Annotated in this window: 12 protein-coding genes; 6 read left to right on the top strand and 6 right to left on the bottom strand. The window is 62.6% G+C overall.

What is annotated here, in order from left to right; all coding sequences use genetic code 11:
• Positions 1-50 precede the first annotated feature (50 nt).
• Together fghA and U0029_RS00630 are read right to left on the bottom strand one after the other, a co-directional pair.
• A complete protein-coding gene (fghA, locus tag U0029_RS00635; protein WP_012418925.1) occupies positions 51-890 on the bottom strand; it encodes an S-formylglutathione hydrolase in 840 nt (279 codons plus the stop codon).
• 1 nt (position 891) lies between these two features.
• The gene (locus U0029_RS00630) at positions 892-1,998 is read right to left on the bottom strand and encodes an S-(hydroxymethyl)glutathione dehydrogenase/class III alcohol dehydrogenase (RefSeq protein WP_012418926.1); all 1,107 of its coding nucleotides are present in this window, start codon (positions 1,996-1,998) and stop codon (positions 892-894) included.
• A gap of 173 nt (positions 1,999-2,171) precedes the next feature.
• Here U0029_RS00630 and U0029_RS00625 point away from each other — a divergent pair, with 173 nt between their 5' ends.
• The 6 genes from U0029_RS00625 to U0029_RS00600 all read left to right on the top strand — a co-directional run bounded on the left by U0029_RS00625 (position 2,172) and on the right by U0029_RS00600 (position 14,481).
• Positions 2,172-2,897 (top strand): hypothetical protein, encoded by a 726-nt coding sequence (locus tag U0029_RS00625; RefSeq protein ID WP_012418927.1) that lies wholly within the window; start codon positions 2,172-2,174, stop codon positions 2,895-2,897.
• Positions 2,898-3,237: 340 nt separating this feature from the next.
• A complete protein-coding gene (locus U0029_RS00620) occupies positions 3,238-7,977 on the top strand; it encodes a glutamate synthase-related protein (protein ID WP_114852094.1) in 4,740 nt (1,579 codons plus the stop codon).
• Between the two features lie 8 nt (positions 7,978-7,985).
• Positions 7,986-9,452, top strand: coding sequence for a glutamate synthase subunit beta (locus tag U0029_RS00615; protein ID WP_114852095.1), 1,467 nt, complete (start codon positions 7,986-7,988; stop codon positions 9,450-9,452).
• 161 nt (positions 9,453-9,613) lie between these two features.
• The gene (capB, locus tag U0029_RS00610) at positions 9,614-11,380 is read left to right on the top strand and encodes a caprolactamase subunit beta (protein ID WP_012418930.1); all 1,767 of its coding nucleotides are present in this window, start codon (positions 9,614-9,616) and stop codon (positions 11,378-11,380) included.
• A 10-nt stretch (positions 11,381-11,390) separates the two neighbouring features.
• Positions 11,391-13,475, top strand: a complete 2,085-nt coding sequence (gene capA / locus U0029_RS00605; RefSeq protein ID WP_114852096.1) for a caprolactamase subunit alpha — start codon at positions 11,391-11,393, stop codon at positions 13,473-13,475.
• Positions 13,476-13,524: 49 nt separating this feature from the next.
• Positions 13,525-14,481: an AraC-like ligand-binding domain-containing protein gene (locus tag U0029_RS00600; RefSeq protein WP_012418932.1), complete on the top strand. Its 957-nt coding sequence runs from the start codon at positions 13,525-13,527 to the stop codon at positions 14,479-14,481.
• On the opposite strand, the gene U0029_RS00595 is transcribed toward U0029_RS00600, so the two are convergent.
• The 4 genes from U0029_RS00595 to U0029_RS00580 all read right to left on the bottom strand — a co-directional run bounded on the left by U0029_RS00595 (position 14,482) and on the right by U0029_RS00580 (position 19,227).
• Positions 14,482-15,798 carry a purine-cytosine permease family protein gene (locus tag U0029_RS00595; protein ID WP_114852097.1) on the bottom strand — a complete coding sequence of 439 codons (1,317 nt, stop codon included), beginning with the start codon at positions 15,796-15,798 and terminating at the stop codon, positions 14,482-14,484.
• Positions 15,799-15,984: 186 nt separating this feature from the next.
• Positions 15,985-16,977 carry a 5-oxoprolinase subunit C family protein gene (locus U0029_RS00590; protein ID WP_012418934.1) on the bottom strand — a complete coding sequence of 331 codons (993 nt, stop codon included), beginning with the start codon at positions 16,975-16,977 and terminating at the stop codon, positions 15,985-15,987.
• Positions 16,967-17,842 carry a 5-oxoprolinase subunit B family protein gene (locus tag U0029_RS00585; protein ID WP_114852098.1) on the bottom strand — a complete coding sequence of 292 codons (876 nt, stop codon included), beginning with the start codon at positions 17,840-17,842 and terminating at the stop codon, positions 16,967-16,969. The genes U0029_RS00590 and U0029_RS00585 overlap by 11 nt, the downstream gene beginning before the upstream one ends.
• A complete protein-coding gene (locus U0029_RS00580) occupies positions 17,839-19,227 on the bottom strand; it encodes an acetyl-CoA carboxylase biotin carboxylase subunit (protein WP_114852099.1) in 1,389 nt (462 codons plus the stop codon). The genes U0029_RS00585 and U0029_RS00580 overlap by 4 nt, the downstream gene beginning before the upstream one ends.
• Positions 19,228-19,229: the final 2 nt, after the last annotated feature.

Genomic DNA, 19,229 nt, shown 5'->3' with positions numbered 1-19,229 from the left:
GCTCCGTTCATCAGGTGACGCCAGTATAAAAGCGCCACGCCGTCCCTGCCTTAACGCAAGCGCTCGGCGTGAAACCGGATGTGATCCGCCATAAAGGTCGAAATGAAGTAATAACCGTGGTCGTAAGCCTCATGACGGCGCAGCATCAGCGCTTGTCCCGCATCGTGGCAAGCCTGTTCGAATAGCTCGGGATAGAGCTGCTCGGCCAGAAATTGATCCGCCAGCCCCTGATCGATCAGAATGCCCTCAGGATAAGGGTTGCGCAGGCCACGCATCAGCTCGCTGGCGTCATGTTCAGCCCAGACGGCCTTATCCTCGCCCAGATAACCGGCAAACGCCTTTTGGCCCCAGGGGCAACGCATGGGCGCGGCGATAGGTGCAAAAGCCGAAACGCTGGCCCAACGGCCGGGGTGGCGCAAAGCCAGCGTCAATGCGCCATGCCCCCCCATAGAGTGACCGAAAATGCCGGCGCGGGCGGCATCGCCCGGCAGGGCGGTGGTCACCAGATCGAACAACTCGCCGGCCACATAGCTTTCCATGCGGTAGTGCGGGGCATAAGCCTCGGTACGCGCGTCCAGATAAAAGCCCGCGCCCACGCCGAAATCCCAATGGGCCGTCTCGCCGGGCGCGCCGGCGCCGCGCGGGCTGGTGTCGCAACTGACCAGCATCAGGCCGTGCTCGGCGGCCAGGCGCTGAGCACCCGCCTTGATCATGAAGGTTTCTTCGGTGCAGGTCAGGCCGGCCAGATAGAACAGCACCGGCACGCGCGCCGACTCCGCCTGCTCGGGCAGGAACACGGAAAACCGCATCGGCAGACCGATCTGCGCGGAGTCATGCCGGTAGAAACGCTGCCGGCCGCCGAAGGCACGGTGTTCGGAGAGCAGTTCCATGTCAGTAGATCACGACCGAGCGGATGGACTCACCGCGCTTCATGAGGTCAAAACCCTCGTTGATGCGGTCCAGCGGCAGCCTGTGCGTGATCAGATCGTCGATATTGATCTTGCCTTCCATATACCAGTCAACGATCTTGGGGACATCGGTGCGGCCGCGTGCGCCGCCGAAGGCAGAACCCTTCCACTCGCGTCCGGTCACCAATTGGAAGGGGCGGGTGCTGATTTCAGCGCCGGCCTCGGCCACGCCGATGATGATGGACTGGCCCCAACCCTTGTGACAGCACTCCAGCGCCTGACGCATCACCTTGGTGTTGCCGATGCACTCGAAGGAGTAATCCGCGCCGCCATCGGTCAGTTGCACGATGTGGTCAACGACGTTCTCGACATCATTCGGGTTGACGAAATGCGTCATGCCAAATTTGCGCGCCATCGCCTCGCGTTCGGGATTCAAATCCACGCCGATGATCTTGTCGGCGCCCACCATCTTGGCGCCCTGAATCACATTCAGTCCGATACCGCCCAGACCGAACACCACCACATTGGCGCCGGCTTCGACCTTGGCGGTGTAGACCACCGCGCCAATACCGGTCGTCACACCGCAACCGATATAGCAGATCTTGTCGAAGGGCGCGTCCTCGCGCACTTTGGCCACGGCAATCTCGGGCACCACAATATGGTTGGCGAAGGTCGAGGTGCCCATGTAATGGAACAGCGGCTTGCCATCGAGCGAGAAGCGCGAGGTGCCGTCAGGCATCAAACCCTTGCCCTGCGTGCTGCGGATGGCCTGGCACAGGTTGGTTTTACGCGACAGACAGAATTTGCACTGGCGGCATTCCGGGGTGTAGAGGGGAATGACATGGTCACCCTTGCGCAAGGACGTCACGCCGGGGCCGACATCGACCACGACACCCGCGCCTTCATGGCCGAGAATCGCCGGGAAAATCCCTTCCGGATCAGCACCAGACAAGGTGTAATAGTCGGTATGGCAGATGCCCGTGGCCTTGACCTCGATCAGCACCTCGCCGGCACGAGGGCCCTCCAGGTCGACGTCTTCGACGGTCAAGGGTGCACCGGCCTTCCAGGCGATGGCAGCTTTGGTCTTCATATCAGTGGCTCCTAGGTGTATCTGCGGGTGCTGAAAAACAGCCACAGATGTTAACCTGAGCGGCTTAGTGTCTCCCGGACGTGAAATCGCGGGCTTGACCGCAGACGACGGTGGCACTATTTATATAGGGTATCGCCCCTAAACGTGCTTGCGCCACAGCGAGACTCGACACTATGGCCCGTCTGCCCCGCCTGTATGCTCCAGGGCTGCCCCAATTGGTGCAGGCCAACTTCGTTCAGTCACTGGCATCGCCTTCTCAGCCAGCGCCTTCGGACATCCTCAGTCAACTGGCCGGCTGGCTCGGCGAGTCGGCGCAACGCCACAAAGTAGCGGTGCACGGCTGGGTTCTAGCCAACGACCGCATCCTGCTGCTGGCCACGCCGGCCGATGAAGAGGGCCTGCCGCGTCTCATGCAGACACTGGGCCGCAATCTTGCGGCGCGGCTGCGTGGCGGCCGGGTTTTCGCCGGCCGATACCGGTCAGCGCTGCTGGAACCGGGCGCCTGGGTGCTGCCTTCGCTGGTCTGGCTAGAAACCTATCCGGTGCGCAGCGGCGCCGCGCTCGAACCCGACGCCTGGCCCTGGTCTTCTGCGGCCAGCCATACGGGCAACAACAGCGCCGCGCCCGCGCAATGGCAGTCCGACCACGCCGATTACTGGGCTTGCGGCAACACACCGTTCGACCGTCAGGCCAATTACCGGCGCATGCTCAACAATGGTCTGTCCCGCGAGCAGACGCAACGTATCGAACAGGCCATATCTGGCCAATGGGCGCTGGGCGGCACCACCTTTGTTGCCAGCCTCGCCCATACCGCCAGCAGGCGCGTGGCGCCTGGCCAACGCGGCCGCCCGCGCAAGAAGCCGGCGCCGACCACTGCGGAACCTACCCAGGCCGTCTAAGCCCTGAGTTTCCCCGGCTTGCCGCTGGCTTTTTCATACTCGTGACAGGACTCGGATAGCCGTCTGCCAGTCAAATAAGTTGCGGCTTTTTTGTCAGGTTTTATTGGGGACATATAAAAGGATTTTCCATGGGTATGCCATCCAAAATGGCCTACCCTCTTTTTATGCTTCGTATAAACCATTGAAATAACTCATATTTATATATGACCCCAATTTAAATCAAACTAAAACAGTCGGGATATATTAAGGGACACAACAATAGATTCCGCTTGCTTTCACTCTTGCCCCGCAGTAAGGTCAGCGTGCACTGCAACATTTACGGCGCAGGCCGGAGCGCGTTATGTCCCATACCCCCAAAGAAGAATCCTGTCGCCCGATCGCGGCCGCAACCATCGATGCCTCGCGCATCGGTCTGCCCGCCGCCCAAGGCCTGTACTCCCCACTGAACGAACATGACGCCTGTGGCGTCGGTTTTGTCGCCCATATTAAGGGGCGCAAAAGTCACGCGATCATCCTTCAGGGCCTGAAGATCCTCGAAAACCTCGACCATCGCGGCGCCGTGGGCGCGGACAAGCTGATGGGCGACGGCGCAGGCATCCTCATCCAGATTCCCGACGCGCTATACCGCGACGAAATGGCGCAACAAGGCGTATCCCTGCCCCCGCCCGGCGAGTACGGCGTGGCCATGGTTTTCCTACCCAAGGAAACCGCTTCGCGTCTGGCCTGTGAACAGGAGCTGGAACGCTCGGTGCGCGCCGAAGGCCAGACCGTGCTGGGCTGGCGCGATGTGCCGATCGACCGCGACATGCCCATGTCGCCCACGGTGCGCGATTGCGAACCCGTCATCCGCCAATTGTTCATCGGCCGGGGCGCGGACGTGATGGTGCCGGACGCGCTGGAACGCAAGCTCTACGTCATCCGCAAAACCGCCAGCCACGCCATCCAGAACATGCGCTTGGCGCATGGCAAAGAGTACTTCGTACCCTCGGCTTCGGTGCGGACGGTGGTCTACAAAGGCCTGCTGCTGGCCGATCAGGTGGGCCGCTACTACCGCGACCTGGCTGATCCGCGCACGGTCTCGGCGCTGGCGCTCGTGCACCAACGTTTCTCGACCAACACCTTCCCGGCATGGCCCTTGGCCCACCCTTACCGCATGATCGCCCACAACGGTGAAATCAACACGGTCAAGGGCAACTTCAACTGGCTGCGCGCACGTGAAGGCATGATGCAGTCGGCGGTGCTGGGCGATGACCTCAAAAAGCTCTACCCCATCGTCTATGAAGGCCAGTCGGATACGGCCACCTTCGACAACTGTCTGGAACTGCTGGTCAATTCCGGCTATTCGCTGGCCCATGCCATGATGATGATGATCCCGGAAGCCTGGGAGCAGCACACGCAGATGGACCAGAGCCGCCGCGCGTTTTACGAGTACCACGCGGCCATGATGGAACCCTGGGACGGCCCGGCCGCCGTGGCCTTCACCGATGGCCGCCAGATCGGCGCCACGCTGGACCGCAACGGTTTGCGCCCGGCCCGCTATCTGGTCACGGATGACGACATGGTCATCATGGCCTCCGAAGCCGGCACGCTGTCCATCCCCGAGAATCGCATCGTCAAAAAGTGGCGTTTGCAACCGGGCAAGATGTTCCTGATCGACCTGGAGCAGGGCCGCATCATCGACGACAGCGAGATCAAGTCGCAGTTGGCCAACAGCCGCCCCTACCGTCAGTGGATCGAACGCTTGCAAATCAAGCTGGAGTCCCTACCCGCCCCGCGCTCGGCCTCGCCCGCGACGCAGACGCCGGTGCCGCTGCTCGATCGCCAGCAGGCCTTCGGCTGGACGCAGGAAGACTACAAATTCATCCTGGAGCCGATGGCCACCACGGGCGAAGAAGTCATCGGCTCGATGGGCAACGATGCCCCGCTCGCCGTGCTGTCCAATCGCGCCAAGCCTTTCTACAACTATTTCCGCCAGTTGTTCGCTCAGGTGACCAACCCGCCGATCGATCCGATCCGCGAACAGATGGTGATGTCGCTGGTGTCTTTCATCGGCCCCAAGCCCAACCTGCTGGACATCAACAACGTCAACCCGCCGCTGCGTCTCGAGGTGTCACAGCCGGTGCTGGACTTCGCCGCCATGGCGCAGATCCGCGACATCGACCAGGTCACGGGTAAGAAATTCCGCAGCTATGAACTGGACATCACTTATCCGGCTGCCTGGGGTCCAGAAGGCATCGAAGCCCGCGTAGCCGCGCTGTGCGCCCGCGCCGTGGATGCAGTGCAAAGCGGCTATAACATCCTGATCGTGTCCGACCGGCTGATCGACAGTGAACGGGTTGCGATCCCGGCGCTGCTGGCGACCTCGGCGGTGCACCAACACCTGATACGCGCCGGTCTGCGCACCAACACCGGCCTGGTGGTGGAAACCGGTTCGGCGCGCGAAGTGCATCACTTCGCCCTCCTTGGCGGCTACGGCGCAGAGGCCGTGCACCCCTATCTAGCGCTGGAATCGCTGGGCCGCATGCACAGCCCCGAAAAGGCCGTCAAGAACTACATCAAGGCGATCGGCAAGGGGCTGAACAAGGTCATGTCCAAGATGGGCATCTCCACCTTTATGTCGTATTGCGGCGCGCAGATTTTCGAGGCCGTCGGCCTGCAACGCCAGTTGGTGGAGAAGTATTTCACCGGCACGGCGTCCAACATCGAGGGCATCGGCATCTTCCAGGTGGCCGAGGAAGCGCTGCGCATGCACCGCGCCGCCTTCAGCGCCGACCCGGTGCTTGAAAACGCACTGGACGCAGGCGGCGAGTACGCCTATCGCGTCCGTGGCGAAGAGCATATGTGGACGCCCGATTCCATCGCCAAGCTGCAGCACGCTTCGCGCTCGAACAACTACCGCACTTACAAAGAGTACGCGCAGATCATCAACGACCAGAGCCGCCGTCACATGACGCTGCGCGGTCTGTTCGAATTCCGCGTCGATCCGGCCCGTGCGATTTCGCTCGACGAAGTCGAACCCGCCAAGGAAATCGTGCGTCGCTTCGCCACGGGCGCCATGTCGCTGGGTTCGATCTCCACCGAAGCGCACTCGGTGCTGGCCGTGGCCATGAACCGTATCGGCGGCAAGTCCAACACCGGCGAAGGCGGCGAGGACGAACTGCGCTATCGCGCCGAAATGCGCAAGGGCAAGAGCACCATCAAAGAGGGCGACACCCTGGCCTCGGTGCTCGGCAAGGAACGTATCGAAGCCGATGTGCCGCTCAAAAAAGGCGATTCGCTGCGCTCGCGCATCAAGCAGGTCGCTTCGGGCCGCTTCGGTGTGTCAGCCGAATACCTCTCCAGCGCGGACCAGATCCAGATCAAGATGGCGCAGGGCGCCAAGCCTGGCGAGGGCGGTCAGTTGCCCGGCCACAAGGTGTCGGAATACATCGCCAAGTTGCGCTACTCCGTGCCCGGCGTGGGCCTGATTTCCCCGCCGCCGCATCACGACATCTACTCGATCGAGGATCTGGCTCAACTGATCCACGATCTGAAAAACGTCAACACACGCGCCTCGATCTCCGTCAAACTGGTCTCTGAAGTCGGCGTAGGCACGGTCGCCGCCGGCGTGGCCAAGGCCAAGGCCGACCACGTCGTGGTTGCCGGCCATGATGGCGGCACGGGCGCCTCGCCGGTGTCGTCGATCAAGCATGTGGGCACGCCCTGGGAACTCGGCCTGGCCGAAACCCAGCAGACGCTGGTGCTCAACCGTCTGCGCAGCCGCATCCGCGTCCAGGCCGACGGCCAGATGAAAACCGGCCGCGATGTCATCATCGGCGCGCTGCTGGGCGCCGACGAGTTCGGCTTCGCGACGGCGCCGCTGGTCGTCGAAGGCTGCATCATGATGCGTAAATGCCACCTGAACACCTGCCCGGTGGGCGTGGCCACGCAAGACCCCGAGCTGCGCAAGAAATTCCAGGGCAAGCCGGAACACGTCGTCAACTATTTCTTCTTCGTCGCCGAAGAAGTGCGCGAGATCATGGCCCAACTGGGCATCCGCAAGTTCGATGACCTGATCGGCCGCACCGACCTGCTCGACATGCGCGCCGGCATTGATCACTGGAAGGCACAGGGCCTGGATTTCCAGCGGGTATTCCACCGCGTGGCTTCCGACACTTCCGTGCGTCACACCGAAGAGCAGGACCACGGCCTGGCCAGCGCACTCGACCACCAACTGATCGAACGTGCCCGTCCGGCGATCGAACGCGGCGAGAAAGTGTCGTTCATCGTGCCTGTGCGCAACCGCAACCGCACCATCGGCGCCATGCTGTCCGGCGCGGTGGCAGCGCGTTACGGCCACGATGGCCTGCCCGACGACAGTATCCACATTCAGTGCAACGGCACGGCTGGCCAAAGCTTTGGCGCCTTCCTGGCGCACGGCATCACGCTGGATCTGGTGGGCGAGGCCAACGACTATGTCGGCAAGGGCCTGTCAGGCGGACGCATCATCGTGCGCTCGCCCAACGATTTCCGCGGCTTCGGCCCCGACCACATCATTGCCGGCAACACCGTCATGTATGGCGCGCTTTCTGGCGAGGCCTTCTTCAATGGCGTGGCGGGCGAACGCTTCGCTGTGCGCAATTCGGGCGCCGCGACGGTTGTCGAGGGCACCGGCGACCACGGCTGCGAATACATGACTGGCGGTACGGTAGTCGTGCTGGGCAGCACCGGACGCAACTTCGCGGCTGGCATGTCCGGCGGCGTGGCCTATGTCTGGGACCCGGACCGCAGCTTCAAGCACCGCTGCAATCTGTCCATGGTCGAGCTGGAAGCCGTGGTACCGCATGCCGAGCAACAGGCCGAGGGCAACATCGAGACCTGGCACAGCACGCAACGCGGCGGCGAGCGCGAAACCGACGAGAGCATTCTGCGCCGTCTGGTGGAAGAGCATTTCCGCTACACCGGCAGCTACCGCGCCCGTGAAATCCTGGGCGACTGGGAGGCCGCACGCGGCAAGTTCGTCAAAGTCATGCCGACCGAATACCGTCGCGCCCTGGGTGAAATGTGGCGCGCAGCCAACCCGCAACAACTGGCTGCCTGAGGACCAAAATGGGAAAGATCACTGGTTTCATCGAGTATGAGCGCCTGCAAGAGGCCTCGGAAGCGCCGCAAAAGCGCCTGAAAAACTGGCGCGAATTCGTGCTGCACCTGAACGACGAGCAGTCCAAGCAGCAGGCCGCCCGCTGCATGGACTGCGGCATCCCGTTCTGCAATAACGGCTGCCCTGTGAACAACATCATTCCAGACTGGAATGATCTGGTTTACCGCCAGGAATGGCGCGCCGCGCTGGACGTGCTGCACTCCACCAACAACTTCCCGGAGTTCACGGGCCGCATCTGCCCGGCGCCCTGCGAAACGGCCTGTACCTTGAATATCAACAGCGACGCGGTCGGCATCAAGTCCATCGAGCACGCCATCATCGACAAGGGTTGGGCCGAGGGCTGGGTATTGCCCAAGCTGCCCGCCCGCAAGACGGGTAAGCGCGTGGCTGTCGTGGGTTCGGGTCCGGCTGGCCTGGCCTGCGCGCAGCAGCTCGCCCGCGCCGGCCATGCCGTGACGGTGTTCGAAAAGAGCGACCGTATCGGTGGCCTGCTGCGTTATGGCATTCCTGACTTCAAGCTGGAAAAGGCGCAGATCGATCGCCGCGTCGTGCAGATGGAAGCCGAAGGCGTGGAGTTTGCACCCTCGACCTATATCGGCAACGCCACCGACCTGGCGGCGGATGGCCTGAGCGTGCGCAGCCCGCAATCGCTGCTGGACGAGTTCGACGCCGTGGTCATGACGGGCGGCTCGGAAACCCCGCGCGATCTGCCGGTGCCCGGCCGTGAGCTCGAAGGCGTTTATTACGCCATGGACTTCCTGCGCCAGCAGAACAAGGCCGTGGCAGGCGACCGCCTGACGAATCAGACGCTGGCCCGCGGCAAGCATGTGGTCGTGATCGGCGGCGGCGATACCGGCTCCGACTGCGTGGGCACGAGCAACCGCCATGGCGCCTTGTCGGTGACGCAATTCGAACTGCTGCCCCAGCCCCCGGAGCAAGAGGACAAGCCCATGGTCTGGCCTTATTGGCCGCTGAAGCTGCGCACCTCGTCTTCGCATGAAGAGGGCTGCCAGCGCGACTGGTCGGTAACGACCAAGGCCTTCGTGGGCAGCGATGGCAAGCTTGAAAAACTCATCGGCGCACGCGTCGAATGGACCAAGGATGAGGCCACCGGCCAGATGAAGATGCGCGAAGTCGAGGGTTCGCAATTCGAGATCAAGGCTGACCTCGTCTTGCTGGCCATGGGCTTTGTCTCGCCCGTGCAAACCGTGCTCGACGCCTTTGGCGTAGACCGCGACATGCGCGGCAATGTGCGGGCCAACACCGACGACTATCAGACCAATATACCTAAGGTCTTCGCCGCCGGTGACATGCGCCGTGGCCAGTCGCTGGTTGTCTGGGCCATTCGCGAAGGCCGCCAATGCGCGCGCTCGGTGGACGCCTTCCTGATGGGCAGCTCCGAACTGCCGCGTTAAGCGCTAGGCCTAGGTTCACGCCCGGCTGGCGCTACGCGCCAGCCGGGCGTTTTGCTTTGTGGATCAAATTTTCCTGCGCCCTGGTGCAAGCCAGGCAGACGCGGTGCCGATAAGGTTACGCACTCGACCGCTTCAACGGCGCCTGTCACAAGGGAAAAACCATGTCCACATCCACACCGGGTCGCGCGGTAGACCCCATCACCCTCGCCGTCGTGCGCGGGGCGCTGGAAACCGCACAACGCGAGATGACGCTCACGCTGGAAAAAACCGGCCGCTCCAGCGTTTTCAATCTAGCGCACGATTACAGCAACGCGCTGTTCGATCACCTTCCTGAAATGATTTTGCAGGGCCAGGATATCCCCATCCACCTGGGCTCGCTGATTCCCGCCATGAAAGCCGTATCCGACTACTTCGGCGACGACATTCACGAAGGCGACATCATCTATCACAACGATCCGGTCTATCAGGGCAGTCACATCCTGGACTGCTGCATGTACAAGCCGGTGTTCCACGAAGGCAAGCTGGTGTTCTGGACGGTCTGCAAGGGCCACCTCACCGATATCGGCGGACCGGTTCCGGCCGGCTACAACCCCGACGCGCGCGAGCTCTATGCCGAAGGACTGCGCATCCCTCCGGTCAAGCTCTGGGACCGTGGCCAACGCCGCGAAGATGTCATCAATCTGCTGCTTTGCAATATGCGGGCGCGTCGCAACCAGGAGGGCGATCTCAACGCCCAGTATGGCGCCTGCCGCGTTGGCGAGCGGCATCTGCTTGCCCTGATCGAGCGCTATGGCATCACCACCTTGCAGGCCGCCATCGCCGAGCTGAAGGATATGGCCGACCGGCATATGCGCTCCTTGATCGCCTCGATCCCGGACGGCACCTATCACGGCCGCTCCTGCCTCGAAGACGCAGGCCACGGCTACGGCGAGCTAGTTATCTCGGCCGCCGTCGAGGTCAAGGGCGATCAGGTGCATATCCGTATCGACAGCCCTCCCCAAGTGCCTTATTTCATCAATTCTTATGCGGGCAATTCCATGTCCGGCATTTATCTGGGCCTGATGATGTTCGCCCAGGTGCCGCCGCCCTACAACGCCGGACTTTACCGCTGCGTCACCGTAGACCTGGGCCCGCAGGGCACGCTGTGCAACGCGCGCGAACCGGCCCCCCACGTCAATTGCACCACCACGCCCATGGAGACGCTGACCGATGCCGTGCGCCAGGCCTTCGAAGCGGCGGCGCCCGACCGCGTCACGGCCTCATGGGGGCATGCCAGCGGCGTGAATATCGCCGGCATGGACCCGCGCCGCAACGAAGAGTACGTCACCATGGTGCTGGCCTCCATCATTTCCGGAGCCGGCGCCACACGCCAGATGGACGGCTGGCATGCCTGCGGCCCGCTATGCTGCTTCGGCGCGCTCAGCTCGGGCGATATCGAACTGCTGGAATACGCCTACCCCATCATCATCCATCGCTACGGCCTGCAACAGGACAGCGGCGGCGCCGGACAAAACCGGGGCGGCAGCGGCACCGTTTGGGAAGTCGAGCCCCTGGGCCACGACATGACCGTGGTCGCCTTCGGCGAAGGCCGTCAGATTCCTACGGGCGGTGCGGCAGGAGCCTATAACAGCATGACGGACCGCAAGCTCGGCCGTCTGGAGCATCTCCACGCCGACGGCACCGTTACGGTGTACCGCAAGAACACCATCCTGACGGTGCGGCCCGGCGAACGGGCGCGCAATATCAACCCCGGTGGCGGCGGCTACGGCGATCCCTACAGCCGCGATCCAGCGCATGTCGCACAAGACGTCAGAAACGGTCTGGTTTCGCGCGAAGCGGCCCAGGTCGAATATGGCGTGGTGCTCGATCACGCCGGTCAGATCGAACTGGCCGCCACCCGCGCGCTGCGCATCCAAGATCCGCGCTAAGGAGACATTCATGCTAGGAAAATATCGCCTAGGCGTTGACGCCGGAGGCACTTTCACCGATTTCGTGCTGGCGGACCGCGACGGCACGGTGCACTTGTTCAAAAGCCCCTCTACGCCCGAAGACGGCACGCGCGCCATCGCAGACGGCCTGGCCCAGATGGCCACGGCGCTGAATAAGCCGATCGAGTCCATCATTGCCGACTGTGATCTCTGCATCAATGGCACCACGGTCGCGCTCAATGCCTTGATAGAGCTCAAGGGCGTAAAGGTCGGCCTGCTTTGCACGGCCGGCCATGAGGACAGCATCGAAATCCGGCTCGGCCACAAAGAAGAAGGCTATCGCTACGACGCCGCATATCCGCCGGCCCCGCAACTGGTGCCGCGCCATCTGCGCATGCCGGTGCGCGGCCGCATCCTGTCCGATGGCACGGAACATGCGCCACTCAACGAAGACGATATCCGCCAGGCCATCGAGGTGTTCAAACGCGAAGGCGTGCAGGCGGTCGCCATCTCTTTCGTGTGGGCCCCGAGCAATGCCAGCCATGAACAACGCGCGCGCGACATGATCAGACGCGCCATGCCAGATGTATTCGTATGCGCCGGCCACGAAGTCTATCCGCAAGTGCGCGAGTACACCCGCAGCTCCACCACCATCGTCAACGCCTACCTCAGCCCCATCATGGGCCGCTATGTGCAGCGCATCGACGACTATTTCCGCAGCCTGGGCGCGCGCGGCGCGGTGCGCTATTTCCAATCCAACGGTGGACTAGCCGTGGGGGAAACCATGCGCGAGCGCGCCGTCAACGCCATCAACTCCGGCCCGGCCTCCGCGCCGCAGGCCGGACTGTATGTCGCCGCGCCTTTCGGCATCGATAACATCATCACCGTCGATATGGGAGGCACCTCCTTCGACATCACCATGGCGCATGGCGGCCAGACCAACCTGAACCGCAATATCGACTTCCTGCGCCACCGCATCGGTGTGCCCATGATCCACGTCGAAACACTGGGCGCGGGCGGCGGATCGATTGCGCACCTGAACACTTTCGGCATGCTGGAGGTCGGCCCGCGCAGCGCGGGCGCAATGCCCGGCCCCGCCTGCTACGGCAAAGGCGGCACCGAGCCCACTGTCACCGATGCCAATATGACCTTAGGCTATCTACAGCCCGACGCCGTGCTAGGCGGCAGCATCCGCCTGAATCTGGACCGTGCGCGTCAAGCCATCCAGGAGCATGTCGCGCAACCGTTGGGGCTTTCACTCGAACGCGCCGCCTACGGCATCAGCACCCTGGTGAACCTCAACATGGCCAACGGCATCCGCCGTATCTCTATCGAAAACGGCTACGACCCGCGCGACTTCGCCCTGGTCTGCGCCGGCGGCGCGGCGGGCATGCACATCACCGCGCTGGCCGAAGAAATCGGCAGCCGCACCGTACTCGTTCCCAAACTCGCCTCCTGCCTGTGCGCCTTCGGCCAGGTCATCTCTGATGTCAAATATCATTTCCTGGCCAGCGCCGTCATGGTGCTCGATGGCGACACCGACCTGGCGCGTTTGAATCGCCTTTTCCAGGAGATGGAAACACGCGGCCGCGAACTGCTGGCCAGCGACGGTTTTACGCCGGAACGCATCCATCTGTCGCGCAAAGTCGAGATGCGCTATCAAGGCCAAATCCATGAATGCCAGGTAGAGCTGCCACCCGGCCCGATGACGCCCGAAGGCCTGGCCAGCCTGTTGCACCATTTTCATCAACGCCATGAGCAGCTCTACACCTATGCGGAGCCGCACAACCTGGTGGAGCTGGTCAACCTTGAAGTCCAGGCCGTCGGCGAGGTCGACAAGCCCAGCCTGCCGGTCTGGCCGGCGGGCGACGGCGATATCGAGGCCGCCCGCATCGACACGCGGGACATGTTGTTTGACGAGAGCGGCGCCGCTGTGAGCACGCCAGTCTACGACGGCCGTAAGCTGAAGTCGGGCGATGGTCTGATTGGTCCGGCCGTCATTCAGGAGCCCACCACGACGCTGGTCGTGCGTCCGGGCTGGAACGCCTTGTTGCATAGCTCGGGAACCTACTTATTGACCCGCCAGGACGCGTGATTCACGCTAGGGCCTGTTGAGCTAACAGGCCCCGTCCAAGGCAGGATTCATGGTGGATGCCCGCTACGACACCGCCAGCCTGCCGGGACCAGACCGGTCCCGGCACTGGGAAGGCGCAGTCGGTCAAACCTATTTCAGTCTGCAGCTTCAGTTCCACGACAGCGACCGCTTCGAAGGGTCGTTGCATTCGTGGAAACTGGGCGCATTATCGCTGTCCCAACTGGCGTCCACCCCCCTGTGCTACCGCCGTCTGAAGCAGCATCTGAACGACGTCAACGAAGAGCAATATCTGGTCACGGTTCCACGACGCTCGGCCATCCGATTCAGCCAGGGCGGGCGTGACACCGAATGCCGCCCAGGCGCCTTTCTGCTTGAACATGGCCAAAGCCCTTACGAATTCTCTTATGCCCGGGACAACGCGCTTTGGGTGCTCAAGGTGCCGGGCGAATCCTTGCGCGCGCGCCTACATACGCCCAACCGTTATTGCGCGCTGGCCTTTGACGCCACGCAAGGCGCGGGCTGGCTGTTCGCCTCTTATGTGAATCTGATAGGCCAGCAACTCTTGCGTGGCGACGATACGGCCCGGCATGTGCTGGGTCAGCATCTGGTGGAACTGCTGGCCTGTTCGGTCGAGGGCGATGCGCGGGTCTTATCGTCCCAGGACTCGCCCGTGCGCAACGCCCATCTGAGCCGCATCGAACACTATGTGCGCCAGCATCTAGGCAATGCGGATCTCAATCCCACCCAGGTCGCGCAGGCCTGTGGCATCTCTGTCCGATATCTGCACAGCCTTTACCAAGGCCAGGGCCAGACTTTCAGTGAATGGCTGTGCGGACAGCGGCTGGAGCGCGCCCACCACACGCTGCTGTCTGCCAGCGCCTTACATAGCATCGCCCGCATTGCGCAGCAATGGGGCTTTGCAGATCAGGCGCATTTTTCGCGTCTTTATAAACGCCGCTACGGATATCCCCCAAGCCAGGCCCGCCGGGCAGGCCTGGCTGCCTGATCAATTGGGCTCGGGGCGCGTTGCCTGAACAGGGCGAGAGAGCGACCAGTACACCAGCGCCGACACCACAAAGCTGGCGGGCGCGGCCAAGGTTGAGGCAAACCCCGGCAAGTGCATGAGCACGAGACCGCTGAGCGCGCCGATCAGCCAGGCGCCCAAGCCTCCATGATTGAACGCACGGGTTTCGCCTGTGGTCACTGTTGCACGCCCCGACATATGGACCAAGGCCACCGCCACCCAGGCCACGACGAAAATGCCTTGATAGGCCAGGGCTTGCAGCAGATAGGCAAAGACATCGAACAGCATCAGCAGATAGGCCAGAACACCCGCAATGACAGCCCACACGGCCTTGGGCCAATGTGCCAGCGGTGCAAAAAAGGCCTGCATATTGATGGTGGCCAGATAGTAGTTGGCGGTATTGATGCGCGTCTGCGTGACCCAGACGAAGAACAGACCGCCCAGCCCCATCAGTTTGAGCAAGGCCAACACCACTGACACCTCGGACAGCGCCTCATCACCCGGGATCGTGCTCACCAGATAAATACCGGCCAGGCCATTGAGCAGAAAGGTCACCAGGTAGAAGGGCATGCCAAAGTTGTAGCGGCTGTGATATTTGGCATCTTTGCGGCGGCCAAAGCGTGCATAGTCGAAAGTGAACATCATCAATATCCACACGCCCATGTAATACACAAAGGCATCCCACCAGCCGCCGGCGACCGGGCCGCTGGCCGGCCCGAAGGACAACCAGGCGTCGCTGTAGCCGTACTCTTTTGTGGCCAGCACCACGGCCAGCAAGAGGCCGCCCAGATAGAAGGGCAGCAGGATGCCGTTGAACTTGTCCAGCCAGCGCTGCACGCTGCCAAAAATGAGCAAGACGCTATAGACCACCACCAAAAGCGCGAAGGCGGCGTAAGGCACGGAAGGAAAGATATGATGCGCGGCAATCGCCATGACAGCGCCCTCGAACACGGCGTAATAGATGGCCGTGGCGAAGAAAATCAGCGTGGCGAGGGCGGCGCCCGACGTGCCGAAGACCTCGCGCGAAAAGACCGCCACAGATTGGCCGGTGCGTATGGCATAGCGGCTGATGACCCCATTGATGAGGCCATAGCAGATGACGGACAACACCATACCGATGATGGCGTTGCGCGCGCCGTAGTTAAGCGCAAGCGTCGCTCCGACAACGATGTAGAACATGGCGCTGCACACTGCCCACCAGGCCATGGTGAGCGGCAGACGCGCCATGCGGTCGCCTTCAGAAACGGGCTGCAATGAAGTATCGCTAGATGAGGTTTGGCTGCGGGTAAGGTTGGCCATAATGGCTCTCCTGGCTTGCTTTGAGAACGGCGGGTTTCGAACAACTACAGGACTGCGTTGGAAACGAGAACGACTGACAGCAAAGGCGGATCGCGGGCGTAACAAGCCCCGCCGGCATGAGAAATGCCGATCTGAAACCGAAGGGAAAATCCGGCAGGGAGAACACCCTGCCGGCCAATCAAGAGATCATGAAGCCAGGGCTTCACGCAGGCGCTCGAAACGCGCCCGGTAATCACGGCGTGCCTGTAAGGCCTGCGCCAAGGTAACCCGCTCGAAGCGGGCGGTCTGATTGGGTTGCATCTGACCGACCTTGTCCATATCCGCACTGATGACAGTGCCTATCATGGCGTAGCCACCGCCTGAAACCGCATCACGATGCAGAATAATGGGCTCAATTCCCGCCGGAACCTGAATGGAACCGATCGGATAGCAAGCATCGACGATGTTGGAGGGGTCGGCGCCCGCACCAAAGGGCTGCTCGCGATCCTGGAAACGCAGCGGACGGCCTTTTTTATAGCGATAGCCGATGCGGTCCGCTTCCGAGGTCACCACCCAGGCATCTTCATAAAAGGCCTCAACCGAATCGGGCTCCAGGCGGTGGTCATACAGGCCCGGCACCACACGCAGCGTCTGGGTCTTGGAGCAGGCCACCTGCAAAGGCTCGGGCAAGGCGCGGCCCACCCGCGCGCCAGGACGCGGTGTCCCTCCATGCAGCCTGTCACCCGCTGCCAGCCGACGCCCATCCAGGCCGCCAATAGCGCCCAAGGCATAGGTCGAGCGGCTGCCCAATACCTGCGGGACGTCGATGCCGCCCGCCACCGCCAGGCAGGCGCGCGCGCCTGCCTGCACGAAATCGAAAGACAGCCGCGCACCCGCGGGCACTTGCAAAACGACGTTGCAAGCGGCCGCCACGCCGTCGATCTTGGGCACCATGGCCGCGCCCGTCACGGCAATCAGCGCCTGACGGTGAAACAGCAATTCCGGACCCAGCAGCGTGCACTCGAGCACTGCCGCGTCCTCAGGATTGCCCAGGAGCAGATTCGCAGCGGCCAGCGCATACTGATCCAAGGCGCCCGAAGGCGGGATACCAAGATGGTAATAGCCCTGACGGCCGCGGTCCTGAACGGAAGTCGCCAGACCGGGTTTGATGACTTCGATGAGGGCGGCTTCAGTGCTCATGACTCGTCTCCAGCAAACGGGCGTTATAGGCCTGGGGCGACGCCAGGAATTCGGATAGTGAGAAAGACAGGGGCCGCACACTCAGCTTGAATGTGCCCGCCTCGACTTCGGCCAGGGCTTGATCGTAGGCCTTGCGGTCGATGGGCTGAAACTTGACGATATCGCCTGGCCGGAAAAACAGCATCGAGTCGCGCAAATGCGCCTGACGTTGAGCCGGTTCGAAAATGGGCGCAGGCGTCACGCCGAACATCTGATAGCCGCCCGCGCCGCGCACCGAGTAGATGCAGCCAAAGCAGCCGCCATGCCCCACCGTATGCTTGGGCGTATCGGTGCGAGGACGCAGGTATTTGGGCACTTGCAACTGACGTTCGCGCTCAACCATCTGATACATGAAGGGCAGCCCCGCCACAAAGCCCACCATCGATACGAACCAGGGCGAGCCCGCGTGCGCATCGATAAAGCCCTGCACCGAGTCAAAGCCGTTGATGCGGGCGGCATATTCCAGATCGGTGGAGTCCGGATCTTGATGACGCTCACGAAAGCGCATCAGGGTTTCATGGGTCCAGGGGTCGTTGTAGAGCACCGGCACCTCGACCAGCCGCGTTTGTAGCTTAAGGTCGTCGAGCGGGATATCGGCCTCGATCTCGCGCAGCATGTCCAATAGCGCCTGGGGCGAGATGACATCCGGGTCATAGCGCACCTGATACGAGGCATTGGCCGGGCAGATTTCAATAACCCCCGGCACGGCGCGCTCGCGCAAGGCCGTTGTGATGGCCATGCTCTTGAAAAAGGATTCCAGCGACATCGCTTCGCTGATCTCGGCAAAGATGAACTCATCACCGCCAAAGCTGTAACGCACACTCATTGCTTGCCCTCCGGCCAACTCTGCATCCAGGCTTCGAGATAGTTTGTGTGAAAGTCACCCTTGAGCACAGCGGTGTCCTGCACCAGGGCGCGGTGCAAGGCCAGCGTGGAGGGCAGACCTTCGAGCTGCACTTCATCCAGGGCACGCGCCATGCGTCCCAAGGCCTGCGGCCGGCTCTCGTCCCAGACGATCAGCTTGGCCAGCAGCGAATCGTAGTAGGGCGCAACGGCGCAACCCGCATACACCATCGAGTCCACCCGCACCCCTGGCCCACCCGGCCAGCGCAGCTGCGTCACCGTGCCCGGCCCAGGCGCGAAATTGCGTGTGGGGTCCTCAGCATTGAGCCGGCACTCGATGGCCGCGCCCCGCATGACGATGTCACCCTGCTCAAAGCGCAAGGGCTCGCCATCGGCGATGCGCAGCATTTCGCGCACCAGATCCACGCCGGTGATCATCTCGGTAATCGGATGCTCGACCTGGATGCGCGTATTCATCTCAATGAAATAAAACTCTCCTCGCGCCTCGTCGTACAGGTATTCGAGTGTGCCCGCGCCACGATAAGACACGGCCTGAGCCAATCGGACGGCCGAAGCGCAAAGCGATGCGCGCAGCGCTTCGGACAGTACCGGCGAGGGCGCTTCTTCCATAATTTTTTGACGCCGCCGTTGCAAAGAGCATTCGCGTTCGAACAAATGCACGGCATGACGGCCATCGCCCAAGACCTGCACTTCGATGTGGCGGGCACGTGGCAGGAAGCGCTCCAGATAGACCCCGCCGTCGCCGAAAGCGGCTTTCGCCTCGGCCTGTGCCAGCGGCATCCGCTCGCGCAGCTCCGCCTCATCAGCCACCACCCGGATACCGCGTCCGCCACCGCCCGCCGCCGCCTTGACCATCAGGGGATAGCCTATGACGGCGGCATGGGTGAGCGCCTCGTCCAGCGTCGCGACCACGCCGTCGCTGCCTGGCACCGTCGGCACACCGGCCTCCTGAGCGGCCCGCCTCGCGGCGGCCTTATCCCCCATGCGGCGGATAATGCCGGCATCGGGCCCCACAAAGATCAGACCGGCATGCTCCACGGCCTCGGCGAAAGCCGCGTTTTCCGAGAGAAACCCATAGCCCGGATGCACGGCCTGCGCGCCCGACTGACGGGCCGCCGCCAGAATAGCCTCGCTGTTCAGGTAACTGCGCGTGGCGTGCGACCCGCCAATATGCACCGCCTCGTCGGCCAGTTTGACGGGCAGGGCATCGCGATCGGCATCGCTATAGACCGCGACCGTGCGCATGCCCAGCTCGCGGGCGGCGCGGATCACCCGCAGGGCGATTTCGCCGCGATTGGCCACCAGCAATTTGTGTATCCGCTGCGGCTGATAAGAAGACATTGCCATGC

It is taken from the genome of Bordetella avium (assembly GCF_034424645.1).
Lineage (GTDB): Bacteria > Pseudomonadota > Gammaproteobacteria > Burkholderiales > Burkholderiaceae_B > Bordetella > Bordetella avium.
This window is presented reverse-complemented; position numbering and strand designations above follow the sequence as displayed.